Source organism: Amycolatopsis australiensis (genome assembly GCF_900119165.1).
GTDB classification, from domain to species: Bacteria; Actinomycetota; Actinomycetes; order Mycobacteriales; family Pseudonocardiaceae; genus Amycolatopsis; species Amycolatopsis australiensis.
On record NZ_FPJG01000006.1, the window covers coordinates 7,850,098 to 7,865,803 of the forward strand.

A 15,706-nucleotide genomic window follows, 5' to 3' on the forward strand; every position below is an offset into this window, starting at 1 on the left:
GTGACGGCCGGGCTCATCCGGTTTCGCCGGAACCCCACTACACTTCCCGTTGTGACGGGGACGAAGTTTTTGATCACGGTCGAGGGTGAAGACGACGCGCTCGGCTTGCTGCGCTGGCTCGAGGAAGATTTCCCGGGAAAAGCACGCCTGGAAGGCCACTCCGCCGGCGAGGGCACCATGGGCTCGGCGCTCGACACCGTGTCATTGGTGCTCACCAGCGGTTTCACCGCGATGACCACCTCGCTCGTCGCCTACCTCAAGACGCGCGGCATGAAGGTCGACATCACGGTCAAGGCGGGCGGCAAAACCGTTTCCCTGAAAGGGGAACGCGTGCACCGGACAGCCGTCAAGGAGCTCGAAAACACCGCGGTGGCCTTGGCCAAGCAGCTCGGCGAGGAATAATGCGCCGGGCCGACCCCGAGAAATCCAAGGCGATCCTGATCGGCGCCGCCCAGTACGACGATCCGGAGCTGGCCGAGATCACCCAGGCGAGAGCGAACGTCGAGGACCTCGCCACCGTGCTCGCCGACCCCGGGCTCGGCGGGTTCCTCCCGGACCACGTCCGCACGATGGTCAACCCCCGGCACAAGGACGACGCGGGGCTGGAAATCGCGCGCTGGTGCCGCACCGCCGAGGACGTCCTGGTCGTCTACTACGTCGGCCACGGACTGGTCGACGTCGACGGTGAACTCCTGCTGGCCACGAGCGACACGATCGAGGCCGAGAAGGAGTACCGCTCGCTGCGCGCCGGGATGCTGCGCCGGGCCGTCAACCAGAGCGACGCCAAGATCAAGATCTTCATCGTGGACTGCTGTTACTCCGGCCGCGCCTTCGGCCAGGCCATGGCGAACGAGGCCGCCGGGGTGCTCGAGCAGATCGAGACGACGGGCACGTGCGGCCTCGCCTCGGCGCCCCGCCACCTCGCTTCCCTGTTCGTCGAGGGCGAGCGGCACACCGTGTTCTCGGGCGAGCTGATCACGGTGCTGCGGGAAGGCGTGCCGGGCGAGGGGGCCTTGCTCTCGCTGTCCGCGGTCTACCGGGAGCTTCGCCGCCGGATGCGCCGACGCGAGCACCCCGAGCCGAAAATCGTGCACAGCGACTCGGTCAGCGAGTTCGCGTTGGTCCGCAACCGCGCCCACGCGCCGGCGGAGAAGCTGGTCCTCCCGGCCGCGAGCCCGCCGCCCCCGGTGGCACCACCACCGGTCCGGCCCGGGCCGCAGCTGCACACCATCGCCGAAGCCGACGCCTTCGTGAGTGGCTTTCCCCGCGGCGGCACCAGGACGACCGCGCTGGCGATGGCCGCATCGGAGGGCACCTGGCCCGTGCTGGCCCGGCTGCGGTTCGTGTCCGAACTGGCGGGAGCGGGCGAAAACTTCTTCGCCGAGCAAGCCATGCGCCGCCTTGAAGTGCCCGACGTCGCGCGGGCCGTCGCCGCGGTCAAGCACTTGCGGCAGGACCTGGCCAGTGGCCGGGCGTGGGAAACCGACCAGTGGGACGTCGGCGAGCTGGCGCCGGACGGCGCGGAGGTGACGGACGTCGAAGCCAGGCAGCTCTGGGGCATCGCCATGGCGATGCTGCTCGCCGCGGCCGAACTGCCCACGCCCCTGCGCATCCAGGCGATCCGGGAACTCGCCGGCCTCGGCCACCGCGAGGAGGCGGAGTGGATCGCGCAAGGCATGCTCCGCGACCTGCGGGCCGCTCCCGCGCTGATCGCCGAGGTCAGGACTTTCCTGCGCCAGGCAGCAGGCGGAACACCGGGTCGGACCGGAGCAGCTCGTCCAGCACCCGGGCGATCCGGCCCGGCCGGGCCCCCGACTTGATCGCGAAAACCAGTGCGGTGAGCGCCCGCATCCCCCAGCGGACCGCGACCGCGGCCGCCCCGGCCGCCCCGGCCCCGAGAACGATCACCAGCCAGTCCGCCAGTCCCCCGAAGATCGCCGTGACCAGCGCCGCCACGGCGGCGAGGCCGGCCGCCAGCGCACCGACCGCCGAGCGAGCCTGTTCGCTGCCGACGGCGTCGGCGACCACCTGATCGGGCACAGCGTCCCACGTCTCGCGGCCGACGAGCGAGTAGAGCAGCAGGAACGCGAGAAGCGGGACGACCAGGTAGCCGCCGAGCACCGCCGCCGACGTCAGCAGGACGCCGACGAACGACGGCAGGTCGAACGACGCCAGGATGGTGATCAGCACCGCGGCCACGCCGGCCCCCGCGCCCGCCGCCAGCAGCAACCGGGTCCGGTAGTGGTCCGCCAGGGACTCCACGTCCGAGAGGCCGTCAGCCACGAAGATCACTGCCGGGGTGGCGACGGACGCGACGGCGAAGAACGCCGTGCTCACGTTCATCAGGCTGTCCCAGCCGGAACCGAAGTCGACGAAGATGTCAGCGAGCAGCGAAGCCACTGCGAAGAACGGCAATCTGACGATCGCCTCGTCCCCGCCATCGGCGAAGGACACGGCGATCGCGCCGACGCCGACCAGCGACGCCACCACGATGCCGAACAGCGGCTGGGGAGCGTGTATCCGGCCGTCGAAGTGCGTCACCTGGTGGGCCACCACCGCGCCGACCCCGAGGGCCAGCACGAAGACCCCGTAGCCGTAGCCGTGTTGCGCGAGCGCCGTCAGCAGCAGCACGAGGCCGATGCCGATCGCGGCCCACGAACTGCCCGTGACCACCGGCGCGCTCTGCGGCGGAACGGTGACGACCAGGTGCGCCAGCAACCCGGCGACACCCAGGATGATCACGAGAAGTCCGGCTCGGCCCACGGTCGGTCATCGTACCGCTGAGACGCTCCGCGCTAGCTGAAGAACCAGAAAGCGGCGCCGGCGAGGGCGAGCAGTGCCGCGACGCCGAGCACCACGGCCATGAACCTGGCCGTCTTCCAGGTCGAGTAGACACCGCCCACGAGGAACCCGCCGAGGGCGAGCAGGAGCACGCCGACGACTCCGTTGCTCACAGCACGCCCTTCGTCGACGGGATGCCGCCCGCGCGCGGGTCCGGCTCCGTCGCCGCGCGCAACGCCCGCGCCACCGCCTTGTACTCCGCCTCCGCGATGTGGTGCGGGTCGCGGCCGTGGATCACCCGGACGTGCAGCGCGATCTGCGCGTGGAACGCCAGCGAGTCGAACACGTGCCGGGTCAGCACGAACGGGTAGTTGCCGCCGATCGTGAACGCGTTGAACTGCTCCGGCTCGCCGACGTGCACGCAGTAGGGCCGCCCCGAGACGTCGATCGCCGCGTGGGCCAGGGTTTCGTCCATCGGGATCCACGCGTCGCCGAACCGGCGGATGCCGCTCTTGTCGCCCAGTGCCTGGCGGATCGCCTGGCCCAGCACGATCGCCGTGTCCTCGACCGTGTGGTGGGCGTCGATGTGGACGTCGCCGGCCGCCTCGACCTTGAGGTCCAGCGAGCCGTGCACGCCGAACGCCGTCAGCATGTGGTCGTAGAACGGGACACCGGTCGAGATCTCGACCTCCCCCGTGCCGTCGAGGTCCAGCTGGACGGAGATCGACGACTCCTTGGTGGTCCGTTCGACCTTGCCGATACGGCTCATCGGGAAACTTCCTTACTCGCCTCGAGGAAGGCGTCGTTCTCCTCCGGGGTGCCGATGCTGACGCGCAGGTGCCCTTCGATGCCCGGCTCGCGGATCAGCACCCCCTTGTCCAGATAGGACTGCCAGGCGGCGTGCGGGTCGCTGAACCGTCCGAAGAGGACGAAATTCGAGTCGCTCGGCACCGGGTCGTAACCCAGCCCGGCCAGCGCTTCCACGACGCGGTCGCGTTCGGCGGCCAGCTTGTGCACGCTGGCCAAAGTGGCGTCGGCGTGCCGCAGCGCCGCCCGCGCGGCCGCCTGCGTCAGCCGCGAAAGGTGGTACGGCAGCCGCACCAGCTGCAGCGCGTCGACGACGGCGGGGGCCGCCGCCAGGTAGCCGAGCCTGCCGCCGGCGAACGCGAACGCCTTGCTCATCGTGCGCGACACGATCAGCCGCGCCGGGTAGTCCGCCAGCAGCCCCACCGCGCTGGGCTGGGACGAGAACTCCGCGTACGCCTCGTCCACCACGACGATCCCGGTGGCCGCGTCCAGGACCGCGCGCAGCTCGGCGAGCGGGATCGAGCCGCCGGTCGGGTTGTTCGGGCTGGTGACGAACACGACGTCCGGACGCCGCTGCGCGATCACCTCGGCGGCCGCGGCCGTGTCCAGGGTGAAGTCCGCGCGGCGCGGGGCCGGGAGCCACTCGGTGCGCGTGCCGGACGCGATGATCGGGTGCATCGAATACGACGGCTCGAACCCCAGCGCGGTGCGCCCGGGCCCGCCGAAGGCCTGCAGGATCTGCTGCAGGACCTCGTTGGACCCGTTGGCGGCCCAGACGTTCGCCTCCGACAGCACCACCCGCGTCGACACGCTCAGGTAGTCGGCCAGGTCCTGGCGCAGCGCCACGGCGTCGCGGTCCGGGTAGCGGTGCAGCTCGGCGGCCTCCGCGCGGACGGCCTCGGCCACGTCGGCGACCAGCTCCGGCGGCGGCGGGTAGGGGTTTTCGTTGGTGTTCAGCCGGACCGGGACGTCCAGCTGCGGCGCGCCGTAGGGCGACTTGCCGCGCAGGTCCTCGCGCAGCGGCAGCGCGTCCAGGGTGATCTCTTCGCCGATGGTCATCGGTCCTCGCCTCCGAAGCGCGCGGTGACGGCTTCGCCGTGCGCGGGCAGGTCCTCGGCGTTGGCCAGCGCGACGACGCGGCCGGCGACCTCGCGCAGCGCCTCCTCGGTGTAGTCCACGACGTGGATGCCCTTGAGGAAGCTCTGCACCGACAGGCCCGAGGAGTGGCGGGCGAACCCGCCGGTGGGCAGCACGTGGTTGGAGCCGGCGCAGTAGTCGCCGAGCGAAACCGGGGCGTACGCGCCGACGAAGATCGCGCCCGCGTTGCGGACCCGGGCGGCGACCTCGCGGGCGTTCGCCGTCTGGATCTCCAGGTGTTCGGCGGCGTAGGCGTCGACGACGCGCAAGCCGTCATCCACAGTGGACACCAGGATGACGCCGGACTGCTTGCCGCCCAAGGCTTCGGCGACGCGCTCGGTGTGCTTGGTCGCCGCGACGCGGTTCACCAGCTCGTTGTCGACGGCGTCGGCCAGCTGCTCGGATGTCGTGACCAGGACGCTCGCGGCCAGCGGGTCGTGCTCGGCCTGGCTGATGAGGTCGGCCGCGACGTGCACCGGGTCGGCGCTCTCGTCGGCGAGGATGGCGATCTCGGTCGGCCCGGCTTCGGCGTCGATGCCGATCAGGCCGCGCAGGAGCCGTTTGGCCGCGGTGAGGTAGATGTTGCCGGGCCCGGTGACGATGTCGACCGGGGCGAGCTCGGTGCCGTCGGTGTCCGTGCCGCCGTAGGCGAGCAGCGCGACGGCCTGCGCGCCGCCGACCGCCCACACCTCGTCGACGCCGAGCAGCTCGGCCGCGGCGAGGATGGTGGGGTGCGGCAGCCCGCCGAACGCGGCCTGCGGCGGCGAGCACACGACCAGCGAGCCGACGCCGGCGATCTGCGCCGGGACGACGTTCATCACGACGGTCGACGGGTAGACGGCCAGCCCGCCCGGCGCGTACAGCCCGACGCGCTCGACCGGAACCCACTTCTCGGTGACCGTGCCGCCCTCGACGACCGTGGTCGTGACGTCGGTCCGGCGCTGCTCGGCGTGGACCTTCCGGGCGCGCGTGATCGACTCCTCCAGCGCGGCGCGCACGGCCGGGTCCAGCCGCTCGAGGGCCTGCGTCAGCTCGGCCCGCGGCACGCGCACGGCGCCCGGGCGGACCTTGTCGAACTTCTCGGTGTACTCGAGGACGGCTTCGACACCGCGGTCACGGACCGCCTCGACCACCGGGCGCACGTGATGCAGCGCCGCGTCCACGTCGTATTCGGCGCGAGGGAGCGTGGCGCGCAGTTCGGCGGCGGTCGGGACCTGCCCACGCAGGTCGGTGCGGTTCAACATGCCCTCAAGGGTACGAGGTCACACTGAGGCACCCGTCGGCGATACTCCCCGATGACGGCCGATCCCAGCATGCAGGAGGCAGCGGTGCCGCGAATCGCGTTGTGCCAGGTCAACTCGGGTGACGAACCGGAGGCGAACCTGAAGCTGATTCGCTCCGGCGTGGAGGCCGCGGTGGCGGGCGGCGCGCGGATCGTCGTGTTCCCGGAGGCGGCGATGGCCCGCTTCGGCCGTCCCCTCGCCCCGGTCGCGGAAGCCATCGACGGGCCGTGGGCGTCGGCGGTGGCGTCGCTCGCCGCGGAGCACGACGTGCTGGTCGTGGCCGGGATGTTCACCCCGGCGGACGGCGGGCGGGTGCACAACACGCTGCTGGTCACCGGCGCCGGCCAGCACCTCGGCTACGACAAGATCCACCTCTACGACGCGTTCGGCTTCGCCGAGTCCGACACGGTGGCGCCGGGTACCTCGGTGACCACGTTCGAGCTGGACGGTGTCGTCTACGGCGTGGCGACGTGCTACGACGTGCGGTTCCCGGAGCTGTTCCGCGCGCTGGCCGACGACGGCGCCGACGTCGTGCTGCTGCCGGCGTCCTGGGGTGCCGGGGCGGGCAAGCGCGAGCAGTGGGAGGTGCTGGTGCGGGCGCGGGCCCTCGACTCGGGCTGCTGGGTGCTGGCCTGCGGCCAGGCCGACCCGGCGGCGACGGGCATCACGGTCAACCCGAAGGCCCCGACGGGCATCGGCCACTCGCTGGCCGCCGACGGCTTCGGCCGGGTGGTCGCGGCGGCGGGAGCGCAACCGGAGATGCTGCTGGCGGACGTGGACCCGGCGGTGTCGGCCCAGGCCCGCGCGGCCACCGGCGCCCTGGCCAACCGCCGGCTGTAAGCGCCCCAATGCGGCCTTGGTTGCGTCTGACGCACCCAAGGCGGCCTTCGGTGCGTCTGACGCACCGAAGGCCGCATTGGGGCGCTTGGGTCTGGCTAGCGGAGCAGGCCTTCGCGGATCGCCACCCGGACGAAGCCCGCCCGGCGGCGCTCGCCCGTCTTGTCGCGGATGCGGTCCAGGTAGGACCGGACCGTCCGGACGCTGATGTTGAGGATCTCCGCCACGTCGACGTCCCGCTCCCCCGCCGCCACCAGCCGGAGCACCTGCCTCTCCCGCTCCGACAGCACGATCTTCGGTCCCGCGTGGCGCTCTTCGCTGTCCTGGATGATCATCCCGGCCAGCGTCGGCGAGACGTACGCGTTGTCGTCGGCGATCGTGCGGATCGCGCGCAGCAGCTCGTCGCCGTCGACGTCCTTCGACAGGAAGCCCTTCGCGCCCGCCTGCATCGCGCCCAGCACCTCCGGCTGTTCCGCGTGCGCCGACACCACCAGCACCTTGTGCCCCATGTGCCCCACCTCCAGGACCGCGGCCGCGTCCTGGACGCCGCGCAGCTTGAGGTCGAGGACCACGACGCTGCCCGCCGGCTGGTCCTGCACCGCGAACCGGGCCACGGAGTCGGCGACCGCGCCCAGCTCGATGTCCGGGGCTTCGGTGAGCACGCGCGTGAGCGCGTACCGGTAGAGCGGGTGGTCCTCGATCACGCCGACCTGGATCATCCGCGGTGCGCTCACTTGCGGCCGCCGCGCCGCGGCCCGGAGCCGCCGATCAGGCCGCGCCGGATGGCCTCCTTGACCAGGCCCGGGCGGCGCCGCTCGCCCGTCTTGTCGCGGATGCGGTCGAGGTAGCCGCGGACCGTCCGGACGCCGATGCCGAGGATCAGCGCGATGTCGACGTCCCGCTCCCCCGCCGCGACCAGCCGCAGCACCTGCTCCTCGCGCGGCGACAGCTCGACGTCCGCCGAGACCGCCGGCCGGTCCGCGTTGTCCTTCATGATCATCCCGGCGACGACGGCCGAGACGTACGCGCCGCCGTCGGCGACCGTCTTGATCGCGATCAGCAGCTCGTCCGCGTCGACGTCCTTCGAGAGGAACCCGCGGGCGCCCGCCGCGATCGCCCCCAGCACGACCTCGGGCTCCGCCTGCGCGGACACGACCAGCACGTGGTGCCCGAGCTCGCAGACCTCCAGCACCGCCGCCGCCCCAGCGACGCCGGGCAACCCGAGGTCGAGCAGCACCACGCTGCCCGGTGGCTGCCGGTGGACGTGGAACCGCGCGACCGAGTCGACCACCGCGCCGAGTTCGACGAAGTCGGCTTCGGCCAGCACCCGCTCCACGGACACGCGGTACAGCGGGTGGTCTTCGATCACCGCGACCCGGATCCGGCCGGAGTCCAGGCCGTCCCCGGCCGAGCGCTCTTGTGTCATGTGCACGACTTTCACCCCGTTCCACCCGACGGAGCCGGCCGCCCGGCTGTGGCCGGGTCCAGCGCGGGGCCCGTCGGCACCATTGCCAGCAAACTACCGGTGACCGGCGACTTGGCCACGCTTCCGTATCCGAGCGAGGCCAGTGCCTGCGCGGTCACCACCGGGTACTTCCGGCCGGTGTCGGTCACCAGCCAGGTGGTGGCCGAACCGGATTCGACGACGACGGCTCCCCCCGACGGCGGCACGTACACCTCGTCCGCCACCCGTGCTTCGGTGCGGGTGGCGACCTGGATGGCCCTGGCACCGGCGGGAAGCGGGAATTCGGCCGAAACGAGCAACCGGCCGCCCTGCGCGCACAGCGCGACGGAGTTGCCGGTGATCGGGGCCTTGCCGGGGATGCGGTCCGGGAAGGCCGCGGGATCGGCGCCGCCGGCCCGCGGCGCGGCGGCCTTCGGCACGGCGGCGACGTCGGCCGCGCGGACCTCCACCGGCGCCGGCGTCCCGGAGTAGGCGGCCGCGTTGGCCCGCGTCGTGACCAGGAGGCTCGCTTCGGTCTGCCCGACCGGTTCGAGGCCGTCGCGGCGGACGAGGTAGTACGACGTCGCGGAGCCGGGCGCGGCCATCGCGTCCACCACGGCGAGGACTTCGCCGACGCGGGTGGCGCGCCCGCCCACCGCGGGACCCCGGTCGCCGGCGCCGTCCACCGGCAGGGCCGTCAGGTCCCGCCCGGCGGGAACGGTGTCGATCCACCGCGCGGACACCGCGATCGTCGGGTAGCTGTCGAACTGCAGCGCGGCCGCCGCCTCGTCGCTGAGCCGGTGCCGGCGGCCGCCGGTGAGCAGGAAGCGCTCGCCCTGCGGCAGCCGCACGATCACGCCCTGGTCGCGCGGCAGCTCGACACCGGACGCCGGCGCGGCCAGCAGGACGGCGGTGCGCGGCTCGGCCGACGCGGGCGCGTCCTGGGTGGTGCGGCTGCAGCTCGTCCACTGGGTGGTCACCAGCGCGCCCGCGGCGGGCACCGAGTCGGGCGCACCCGGGATGCCGATCGGGGTGCCGCGGCCGGCCTTGCCGAGGTTCTCCGGGGAAACCGGCACGGTCGCGTCGCCGTTGCCGCCGGCCAGCAGCCGCGCGGAGGCGTAGTTGAGCACCGGGTGCAGCACGCCGTCGGCGCCGAGCACGAACCGCGCGCCGGTGCCCTCCTCGACGATCACCTTGCCGCCGGCCAGCCAGTCCTTGCCGCCGGCGGGGTTCAGCAGGCCGACGATGCCGAAGACGGCGGTGACGAGCAGCGCGGCCACGAGCCCCAGCACCGTCCCGAGCACGAGACGGCGGCTGGGCGAGACGGGGTGGTTGGCGTCGGCGGCGACGAGCGCCGAGACGAGCCTGCGGCGGAGGAACTGGTACGCCTGGATCTGGTCCCGCTGCGTCCACACGCTGCTGTTCCCCCGGCTGTGTGCGTCGTCCCTCCGAGCCGCCGATGCTAAGCACCCGGCTGCGGGGCGGCGAGGGTAATTTTTACGCCCACGCGGCATCTGGGGAGGCAGTAGCGTCGCGGGCCGGGGAAAGGGGAGCCCGTGTCCGTCGAAACCGCCGGGGCCGTCCGCCCGGCACCGTCCCGGCGCCCGAGCGCGCCGCTGCCCTGGCTGCTCCCGGTCCGGCCGCTGCAGGCCGCGCTGTGGGAGCTCGCGGGCATCGCCGTGCTGCTCGCGTGGACGGCTAGCGGGGTCACGCAGCCGCTGCGGATCGGGGTCAGCGTGGCCGCCGGGCTGGTGGTGCTGCTGACGTCGGTCCGCTTCGCCGGGCGGCACCTGGCGGGCTGGGCGCTGACCTGGACGGCGTACCGGCTGCGCCGCCACGACACGCGCCGCGACAGCCCGGACCCGCTGCTGTGCGTGGCCGGGCCCGTCAAGGTGCGCCAGCACGTCGACCGCGCCGGCAACCGGTTCGGCGTCGCCGAGGTCGGCGGCGGCTGGAGCGCGATCGTGCGGCTGACCCCGGGGCCCGGTGCGCCGGGACCGGCGGCGCTGGTCGACATCCTGCGGGCCGCCTACCGCCGTCCGGACATCCCGCTGGCGTCGGCGCAGCTGCTGACCTGGGCGATCCCGCGCGGCGAGCAGGTGCTGCGGGTGCGCTGGCTGGCGGTGCGCTACCGGCCGGACCTGGCGCCGGTCGCGGCGCTGGCCCGCGGCGGCGGCGACCTCGGCGCGTTGCGCAGCACGGCGTCGGCGGCGCTGAGCCTGATGGGCGCGCTGGCCGAGGCCGGCTACCAGAGCACGGTGCTGGAGGCCGGCGAGCTGGCGAAGGAGCTGCGGGTCGCGCTGGGCGTCCAAGGCACCGCGGAGGCCCCGCCGGACCGCTGGAAGTCCTGGGTGTGGGGCGACGCGACGCAGCGCTGCTTCACCCCGCGGTCGGGCCGGCTACTGGACTTTTCGGTACCGGGAGCGGCGTTCACGGCGACGTCGTACACGCTGACCCGGACACCGGGCGGGCGCGAGAAGGACGAGGTGACCATCCGGGTCGGGGCTCGTCCCGGTGCCGCCGTCCCGCCGCCGGGGATCCCGGTCGTGCCCCTGCACGGCCGGCACGGCGCCGCGGTCCGCAAGACCCTTCCGCTGGCCCTGGACGCCTAGCGCGTGACCCCGGCGTAGGCGGCCAGCACCACTTGCCCAGCCCGCGCGGTGTGCCCGAGCAGGTGCCGCACCGCCAGGTTTCCTTGCCCGCGGTCGTCGGCCAGGACCAGTGCGCACAACGCGGTCATCGTCTTGGTGGTGGACCAGACGGTCGTGATGGCCACGGCGGGAAGCCAGCTCCGGCCCGCCCGGCCGCACCACTCGTTTTCAGCCGCGGACGGCTTCGTACACCCCTGCGATCATGCCGACGAACGGGACCAGCGCCAGCAGCACCAGGAACTCCGAGACGTCCAGCAGCCTCGACCAGTACGGGGACCGCCGCCCGCGCGCCACCCGCGTCGAGTAGGCCAGGCAGAGCACCGCCGCCACGACGACCGCGCAGCCCGCCGCGAAGACCGCCGTCCGGTCGCCCGAAGCGACCAGCCACCCGCCGGCGCAGCCGAGTGCCGCGACGCCGAAGCCGACCAGCACCAGGCGTTGCGCTTTCCCCGCGTACGAACGGGAGCGGAGAACCCACGCCAGTCCGAGCAGCCCGGCCAGGCCCGCTTCCCACGGGCCACCGGACGACAGCACGATCGAAGAAGCCAGCACCACCAGGCCCAGCGCCACCAGCAGGCCCGTCAGCACCGCCTGCGCCCGGGACGTCCGGCCGATCATCTCGGTGCCCAGCGACGGCTGCTCGTCCGCGCGGAACGCCGCCATGTCGTCCGGCACCCGCGGCAGCGGCAGCCGGGCCAGGCGCAGTGCGAGCATCGGCGCGACGGCCGCCAGCGCCGTGGCGAGCACCGCGACGACCGCCGCCGCCGAGACCGGGCGGACGCCGGCCAGCAGCACCACGCCCGTCGTCACCGCGCCGAAGCCCGCCGCGCCGGTGATCGCCACGAACCACGGCAGGCGGTCGGCCACCGAGACCGCCGCCAGCACGCCGTACACCGTCACCGCCGCGAATCCCGCGGCCAGCGGCCCGGCCGACAGCGAGAACAGCGGATGCGGTGGCAGCACGGACATCCCGGCCAGCAGCGCGACGCCGACCCCGGCCAGCGAACCGGCCGCGCCCGCTTCGGCGTCACCGTAGGCGCGGCTCAGCGCGCCGCCGCCGAGCAGCAGCACCAGGGCCAGCAGCCCGGTCCCGATCGGGGCCAGCACGCTGCCGGACGCGGCCGCCTGCACCAGCAGCCCGCCGGCCAGCAGCAGCACCACCGCGGCGAGCAGCCCGGACCGGCGGGCCACCGACGGGCCCCAGCCACCGGAAGTGTCCGCGACACTGGCGATCGAGTCGACGACGTCGTCGAACAGCAGCGGCCCCCGCGGGCGCTCCCGCGGGGTCAGGTGCAGCACTTCGCCGTCGCGGATCTGGGCGGCCGCGACGCTGAGCCCCAGCGCGAGCGGTGCCCCGCCGAGCCGGGACAGCACCCAGCCCGGGTGCTCCGCCGACGCCTGCCCGGCGGCGCCGGCCAGCCGGACCAGCTGCGGGACCAGCTCGGCGAACGTCGACTGCTGCGGCAGGGCGACGTCGACGCGGGCCCGTGGCGTGACCACCGTGACCCGGCGGGTCGTCCCCGTGAGCGACGCCGTCATCACACGTCTTTCGCGGCCGCGATCACCGGGGCGAACTTGGCGCTCGACGCCTCGGCGAGCTTCTGCAGCCCGGCGTTGACCGCCTCGAGGACGATCTCCGAGAGGTTGCGGGCGTCGTACTCGCGGATCGCGCGGGGGTCGATGTCGACCGAGGTGAACCGGCCGTCGCCGCGGAGGGTGACGGTGACCTCGTTCTGCCGCGAGTGCGCCTTGATCTCCATCGCCTCGACCGTGCGCTGGATCCGCTGGACCTCCTCGGTCTGCTTGCGCACCTGCGCGAGCAGCTCGTCCATGTCCGGCACCGCGTACGGATCGGTCACTGTGCTTTCCCTTCGTGCTGGCGGACGCGGACACTGCCGACGAACCGCTGGAAACCGGGGGCGAGCCGGCGCGCGGCCGCGGGCGCGGCCGTGCAGGCGAGCTCGAGCACCAGCCGGTCGTCCGGCGTCGCGCCGGGGACCGTCAGGTGCACCTGGGTCTGGATCAGCTCGGTGCCTTCGCCGGTACGCAGGCGCAGCAGCTGCGTCACACCGGGCGCGGCGGGCTCGCCGACGTCGCGGCGGCTCAGCACGTCGAGCCCGGCCAGCGTGCGCGAAAGGCGTTCGACGGCTTCGGCGGCGATCGTGTCGATCGACGCGTCGTCGGGCCGCTGCTGCACGCTGACCGTGATGTTGGGCGTGAACTCCTCGCCCGGCACCGGGTGCACGGCGACGAACACCGCGCCCGAGTCGCCGGGGCGGACCGCGGTCCACCCGTCCGGGATGACGAAGTCCAGGGGAAGCGTCACCACGACCCCACATACGCGACGGCGTCGTCCCAGGCCGAGGCGACGGCCTCGGCCGCGTCGGAAGCCGCGTGGCCGACCACGTCGACGGCCGCGCCGCCGTACTCGCCGATCGTGTGGCCGAGCTTGGGCAGGTCGATGTCGATCTTCGCGCCGACCCCCAGCCCGAGACCGAGTGCCGCGCCGGCCTTGAAGTTGACCTTGATGTGGCCGGCGTCGTAGACGGCCTGGGCGTCCAGCTGCGCGCCGAGGCCGTACTGGAGGGTGCCGTTCGCGCCGACGCCGATGCCCGCGACGTCTGCGGCGACCTCGCCCTCGACCTTCCCGCCCGCGAAGGCGTTCACGTGCCCGCCGAAGCCGTGGGCGCCGATGGTGCCGGACGCGCTGACCTCGCCGCCGGCGAACGCCGTGCCGTTGGCGTGTGCTTCGGCGACACCCCACTCCTTCTTGGCTTCGAGCTCGCCGTGGAAGGCCGCCAGCTCGGCGTGCCCCGACGCGCCGGCGTCCCAGCCCTTCGACGTGATCTTGCCGTCGTACTCCGGCGACCAGCCGTCCTGGTCGTGCTGGAACTTGTAGTAGGTGATCTCGGTGTTGCGGGCCAGTTTCTGCTTGACGCCTTCGGGTTCCGGCTGCCCGAAGGGCGTGTCGGCCTTCTTCGGCGCGCGCGTGCCTTCGAGGCCGTCCCAGGTGAGCTTCTTCCAGCCGGAGTTGCCGAACCACGACGGCACGGTCCGCGGCCGCTTGCGCCCGTCGAGGGGTTCGCCGTTGAGCCAGTGCAGCGGGCCGCGGGCCCACTTGCCCAGCTCGTGCTCCAGCCGGCCGACGCCTTCGGGCGGGAACAGCTCGGCGAGGGCGTCGGAGAACTCGTCGACGACCTCGCGGGCGGCTTCGGCGCTCTGCTCGCCGAGCTGCCGCGCGGCCTGGATGAACGCGCCGACCGAAGCGGAGTTCACCGCGCGGGCCTGGGCGGTGAGCTGCGCGGCGTACTGGTCGAACTGCGCGATGACCGAGTCGACCGCGGCTTCGGCCGACTGCACCAGCCGAGCCGCGATCGACAGCCGGTTCGCCTGGTCGCCGAGTTCGGCGGCGGCGTCGGCGAGTTCTTCGCCGAGCTTTCCGGCCGCGGCCGCGAACGCGGTGCAGGCGTCGCCGTCCCAGTCCGCGTGCAGGTTCTTCGCCGACTCGCCGATCTCGTCCGCCTCGCGCGAGACCGTCGAGGCCTGGGCGGCGACCCGCTGCGACGCGGCACTCAGCGCACCCGGGTCACCGGTGACCCGCCGCCGGCACTCGGCCAGGACGCGCCGGTAGCCGGACAGCACCGAGCTGACCACCCCCGACGCGTCGACCACCCCCGAGCCCCGCATCGGCTAGTTCCCGGCCGCGTCGTAGCCGACGTGCTGGCTGAAGTGCTTGCCGTTGTAGTCCAGGGCGATGTCGAGGTCGAAGTCCCGGCCGCCGGGCGCCTCCACAGTGGACTCGCCGGTGGTGAGGTCGGTGTGGATGACGACTTCGTCGGCGCTGTGCACCGGCTGGGCGACCGGCGCGGGCTGGCTCACCGGAGACGGCTGCGCCGGCACGGCCGCACCACTCGGCGCCGGGTCCACGGCGATCCAGCTGTTCGCCGGGTACAGCGGGGTGCCGTTGCCGGACACCGCCGTGCCACCGCCGGAACCGCCGCCGCCGGCGAGCGCGGGCGGGGTGTAGTCGGTGAACGACGGCTGCTGCGGGATCCCCCCGCCGCTCCCGCCCGCCACCTCGTGCTGTCCCGACGGGCTCGCCACCGGCGCCGGGGCCTGGGGCGCCGTGACGGGGGTGTTCCCGATCGACGGCGTCGTCGCGCCCGAGCCGCCGGAGCCGCCGGAGCCGCCGGAGCCGTGGTGGAAGAGCTTCTCGATCTCGCCGACGACCTGCGCGAGCGTCGTCACCTGCTGGGCGAGGTCGACCGCGCCGAGCGCCTTGAGCAGCGCGCCGATCGACGTGATGAACGCCCGCAGCGACGCGCTCGTCGCGGTCGACAAAGCGACCGCCGCGCCGTAGGTCCACCAGTTCGACATCAGCGCGGCGACCGTCGGGTTCACCGCCGAGACCACCGCGCGGTAGGCCTCCTGCGCGGTCCTGATCAGCGTGCCGGAGACGCCGAGCAGCTCGGCGCCCTTCTGCACGACGTCGATGATCTTCGTGAGCTGGTCGAGCGACTCGCCGATCTTCTTCAGCGCCGACTCGCTCGCCGCGCCGGACCAGATCCGGCCGAGCTGGTCGGCGGCCTTCGTCAGCTCGTTGTACATGCCGAGGAACTGCTCGGCCTTGTGCACCAGGTCCACCACGTGCTTCGCGATCTGCTCCGGCCGGCCGGTGACGATCTGCGGCAGGATGGTGATCGGCCCGCCCGAGGACGCGGTCGCGTCCATCGCGCTGGAGTTCGGGAAAGTCAGCATCGGACCTC

18 protein-coding genes are annotated in these 15,706 nt (G+C 73.3%); 4 read left to right on the forward strand and 14 right to left on the reverse strand.

Features of this window, described 5'->3' with window-relative positions:
* The first annotated feature begins 51 nt into the window (after positions 1 to 51).
* Both BT341_RS37435 and BT341_RS37440 read left to right on the forward strand, forming a co-directional pair.
* Positions 52 to 402 (forward strand): effector-associated constant component EACC1, encoded by a 351-nt coding sequence (locus tag BT341_RS37435; protein ID WP_072480727.1) that lies wholly within the window; start codon positions 52 to 54, stop codon positions 400 to 402.
* Entirely contained in the window at positions 402 to 1,820 is a 1,419-nt protein-coding gene (locus BT341_RS37440; protein WP_072480728.1) for a caspase family protein, read from the forward strand. The genes BT341_RS37435 and BT341_RS37440 overlap by 1 nt, the downstream gene beginning before the upstream one ends.
* On the opposite strand, the gene BT341_RS37445 is transcribed toward BT341_RS37440, so the two are convergent.
* From BT341_RS37445 to hisD, 5 genes are read right to left on the reverse strand one after another with little or no spacing between them, the layout of a single operon-like run.
* The gene (locus tag BT341_RS37445) at positions 1,720 to 2,763 is read right to left on the reverse strand and encodes a hypothetical protein (protein ID WP_143168772.1); all 1,044 of its coding nucleotides are present in this window, start codon (positions 2,761 to 2,763) and stop codon (positions 1,720 to 1,722) included. The two genes, BT341_RS37440 and BT341_RS37445, sit on opposite strands and share 101 nt — an antisense overlap.
* 32 nt (positions 2,764 to 2,795) lie before the next feature.
* Complete coding sequence (locus tag BT341_RS45760; RefSeq protein WP_177328989.1) at positions 2,796 to 2,954, reverse strand: hypothetical protein; 159 nt, start codon at positions 2,952 to 2,954, stop codon at positions 2,796 to 2,798.
* Positions 2,951 to 3,550, reverse strand: a complete 600-nt coding sequence (gene hisB / locus BT341_RS37450; RefSeq protein ID WP_072480730.1) for an imidazoleglycerol-phosphate dehydratase HisB — start codon at positions 3,548 to 3,550, stop codon at positions 2,951 to 2,953. The genes BT341_RS45760 and hisB overlap by 4 nt, the downstream gene beginning before the upstream one ends.
* Positions 3,547 to 4,647 carry a histidinol-phosphate transaminase gene (locus BT341_RS37455; RefSeq protein WP_072480731.1) on the reverse strand — a complete coding sequence of 367 codons (1,101 nt, stop codon included), beginning with the start codon at positions 4,645 to 4,647 and terminating at the stop codon, positions 3,547 to 3,549. The genes hisB and BT341_RS37455 overlap by 4 nt, the downstream gene beginning before the upstream one ends.
* Complete coding sequence (gene hisD, locus BT341_RS37460) at positions 4,644 to 5,969, reverse strand: histidinol dehydrogenase (protein WP_072480732.1); 1,326 nt, start codon at positions 5,967 to 5,969, stop codon at positions 4,644 to 4,646. The genes BT341_RS37455 and hisD overlap by 4 nt, the downstream gene beginning before the upstream one ends.
* 84 nt (positions 5,970 to 6,053) lie before the next feature.
* Here hisD and BT341_RS37465 point away from each other — a divergent pair, with 84 nt between their 5' ends.
* On the forward strand, positions 6,054 to 6,848 hold the full coding sequence (locus BT341_RS37465) for a carbon-nitrogen hydrolase family protein (RefSeq protein ID WP_072482390.1): 795 nt from the start codon (positions 6,054 to 6,056) through the stop codon (positions 6,846 to 6,848).
* Between the two features lie 95 nt (positions 6,849 to 6,943).
* Here BT341_RS37465 and BT341_RS37470 read toward each other — a convergent pair whose 3' ends face one another.
* Genes BT341_RS37470 through eccB form a run of 3 tightly spaced genes read right to left on the reverse strand, consistent with a single transcriptional unit; the run spans position 6,944 to position 9,704 of the window.
* A complete protein-coding gene (locus BT341_RS37470) occupies positions 6,944 to 7,564 on the reverse strand; it encodes a response regulator (protein WP_072480733.1) in 621 nt (206 codons plus the stop codon).
* Between the two features lie 11 nt (positions 7,565 to 7,575).
* Positions 7,576 to 8,271, reverse strand: coding sequence for a response regulator transcription factor (locus BT341_RS37475; protein ID WP_245805240.1), 696 nt, complete (start codon positions 8,269 to 8,271; stop codon positions 7,576 to 7,578).
* An 11-nt stretch (positions 8,272 to 8,282) separates the two neighbouring features.
* Positions 8,283 to 9,704: a type VII secretion protein EccB gene (gene eccB, locus BT341_RS37480; RefSeq protein WP_072480735.1), complete on the reverse strand. Its 1,422-nt coding sequence runs from the start codon at positions 9,702 to 9,704 to the stop codon at positions 8,283 to 8,285.
* Between the two features lie 141 nt (positions 9,705 to 9,845).
* Between eccB and BT341_RS37485 the strand changes: the two genes are divergently transcribed.
* The gene (locus BT341_RS37485) at positions 9,846 to 10,901 is read left to right on the forward strand and encodes a type VII secretion protein EccE (protein WP_072480736.1); all 1,056 of its coding nucleotides are present in this window, start codon (positions 9,846 to 9,848) and stop codon (positions 10,899 to 10,901) included.
* Here the strand turns inward: BT341_RS37485 and BT341_RS44920 are convergent.
* The 6 genes from BT341_RS44920 to BT341_RS37510 are packed head-to-tail and all read right to left on the reverse strand — an operon-like array spanning position 10,898 to position 15,698.
* Positions 10,898 to 11,065: a hypothetical protein gene (locus tag BT341_RS44920; protein WP_218177813.1), complete on the reverse strand. Its 168-nt coding sequence runs from the start codon at positions 11,063 to 11,065 to the stop codon at positions 10,898 to 10,900. The genes BT341_RS37485 and BT341_RS44920 overlap by 4 nt on opposite strands.
* 43 nt (positions 11,066 to 11,108) lie before the next feature.
* Positions 11,109 to 12,479: a type VII secretion integral membrane protein EccD gene (eccD, locus tag BT341_RS37490; RefSeq protein WP_072480737.1), complete on the reverse strand. Its 1,371-nt coding sequence runs from the start codon at positions 12,477 to 12,479 to the stop codon at positions 11,109 to 11,111.
* A complete protein-coding gene (locus BT341_RS37495; protein ID WP_072480738.1) occupies positions 12,479 to 12,799 on the reverse strand; it encodes a YbaB/EbfC family nucleoid-associated protein in 321 nt (106 codons plus the stop codon). The genes eccD and BT341_RS37495 overlap by 1 nt, the downstream gene beginning before the upstream one ends.
* Positions 12,796 to 13,269, reverse strand: coding sequence for a hypothetical protein (locus tag BT341_RS37500; RefSeq protein ID WP_072480739.1), 474 nt, complete (start codon positions 13,267 to 13,269; stop codon positions 12,796 to 12,798). Before BT341_RS37500 ends, BT341_RS37495 begins: the two co-directional genes overlap by 4 nt.
* Entirely contained in the window at positions 13,263 to 14,627 is a 1,365-nt protein-coding gene (locus BT341_RS37505) for a WXG100 family type VII secretion target (protein ID WP_072480740.1), read from the reverse strand. The genes BT341_RS37500 and BT341_RS37505 overlap by 7 nt, the downstream gene beginning before the upstream one ends.
* Positions 14,628 to 14,630: 3 nt before the next feature.
* Positions 14,631 to 15,698: a WXG100 family type VII secretion target gene (locus BT341_RS37510; protein ID WP_072480741.1), complete on the reverse strand. Its 1,068-nt coding sequence runs from the start codon at positions 15,696 to 15,698 to the stop codon at positions 14,631 to 14,633.
* Positions 15,699 to 15,706: the final 8 nt, after the last annotated feature.

Excerpts from the sequence above, each read along its gene's own strand:
- BT341_RS37440 (WP_072480728.1), top strand. The coding sequence starts at position 402 with ATGCGCCGGGCCGACCCCGAGAAATCCAAGGCGATCCTGATCGGCGCC.
- hisB (WP_072480730.1), bottom strand. The coding sequence starts at position 3,550 with ATGAGCCGTATCGGCAAGGTCGAACGGACCACCAAGGAGTCGTCGATC.
- BT341_RS37455 (WP_072480731.1), bottom strand. The coding sequence starts at position 4,647 with ATGACCATCGGCGAAGAGATCACCCTGGACGCGCTGCCGCTGCGCGAG.
- hisD (WP_072480732.1), bottom strand. The coding sequence starts at position 5,969 with ATGTTGAACCGCACCGACCTGCGTGGGCAGGTCCCGACCGCCGCCGAA.
- BT341_RS37470 (WP_072480733.1), bottom strand. The coding sequence starts at position 7,564 with ATGATCCAGGTCGGCGTGATCGAGGACCACCCGCTCTACCGGTACGCG.
- BT341_RS37475 (WP_245805240.1), bottom strand. The coding sequence starts at position 8,271 with ATGACACAAGAGCGCTCGGCCGGGGACGGCCTGGACTCCGGCCGGATC.
- eccD (WP_072480737.1), bottom strand. The coding sequence starts at position 12,479 with ATGACGGCGTCGCTCACGGGGACGACCCGCCGGGTCACGGTGGTCACG.
- BT341_RS37505 (WP_072480740.1), bottom strand. The coding sequence starts at position 14,627 with ATGCGGGGCTCGGGGGTGGTCGACGCGTCGGGGGTGGTCAGCTCGGTG.
- BT341_RS37510 (WP_072480741.1), bottom strand. The coding sequence starts at position 15,698 with ATGCTGACTTTCCCGAACTCCAGCGCGATGGACGCGACCGCGTCCTCG.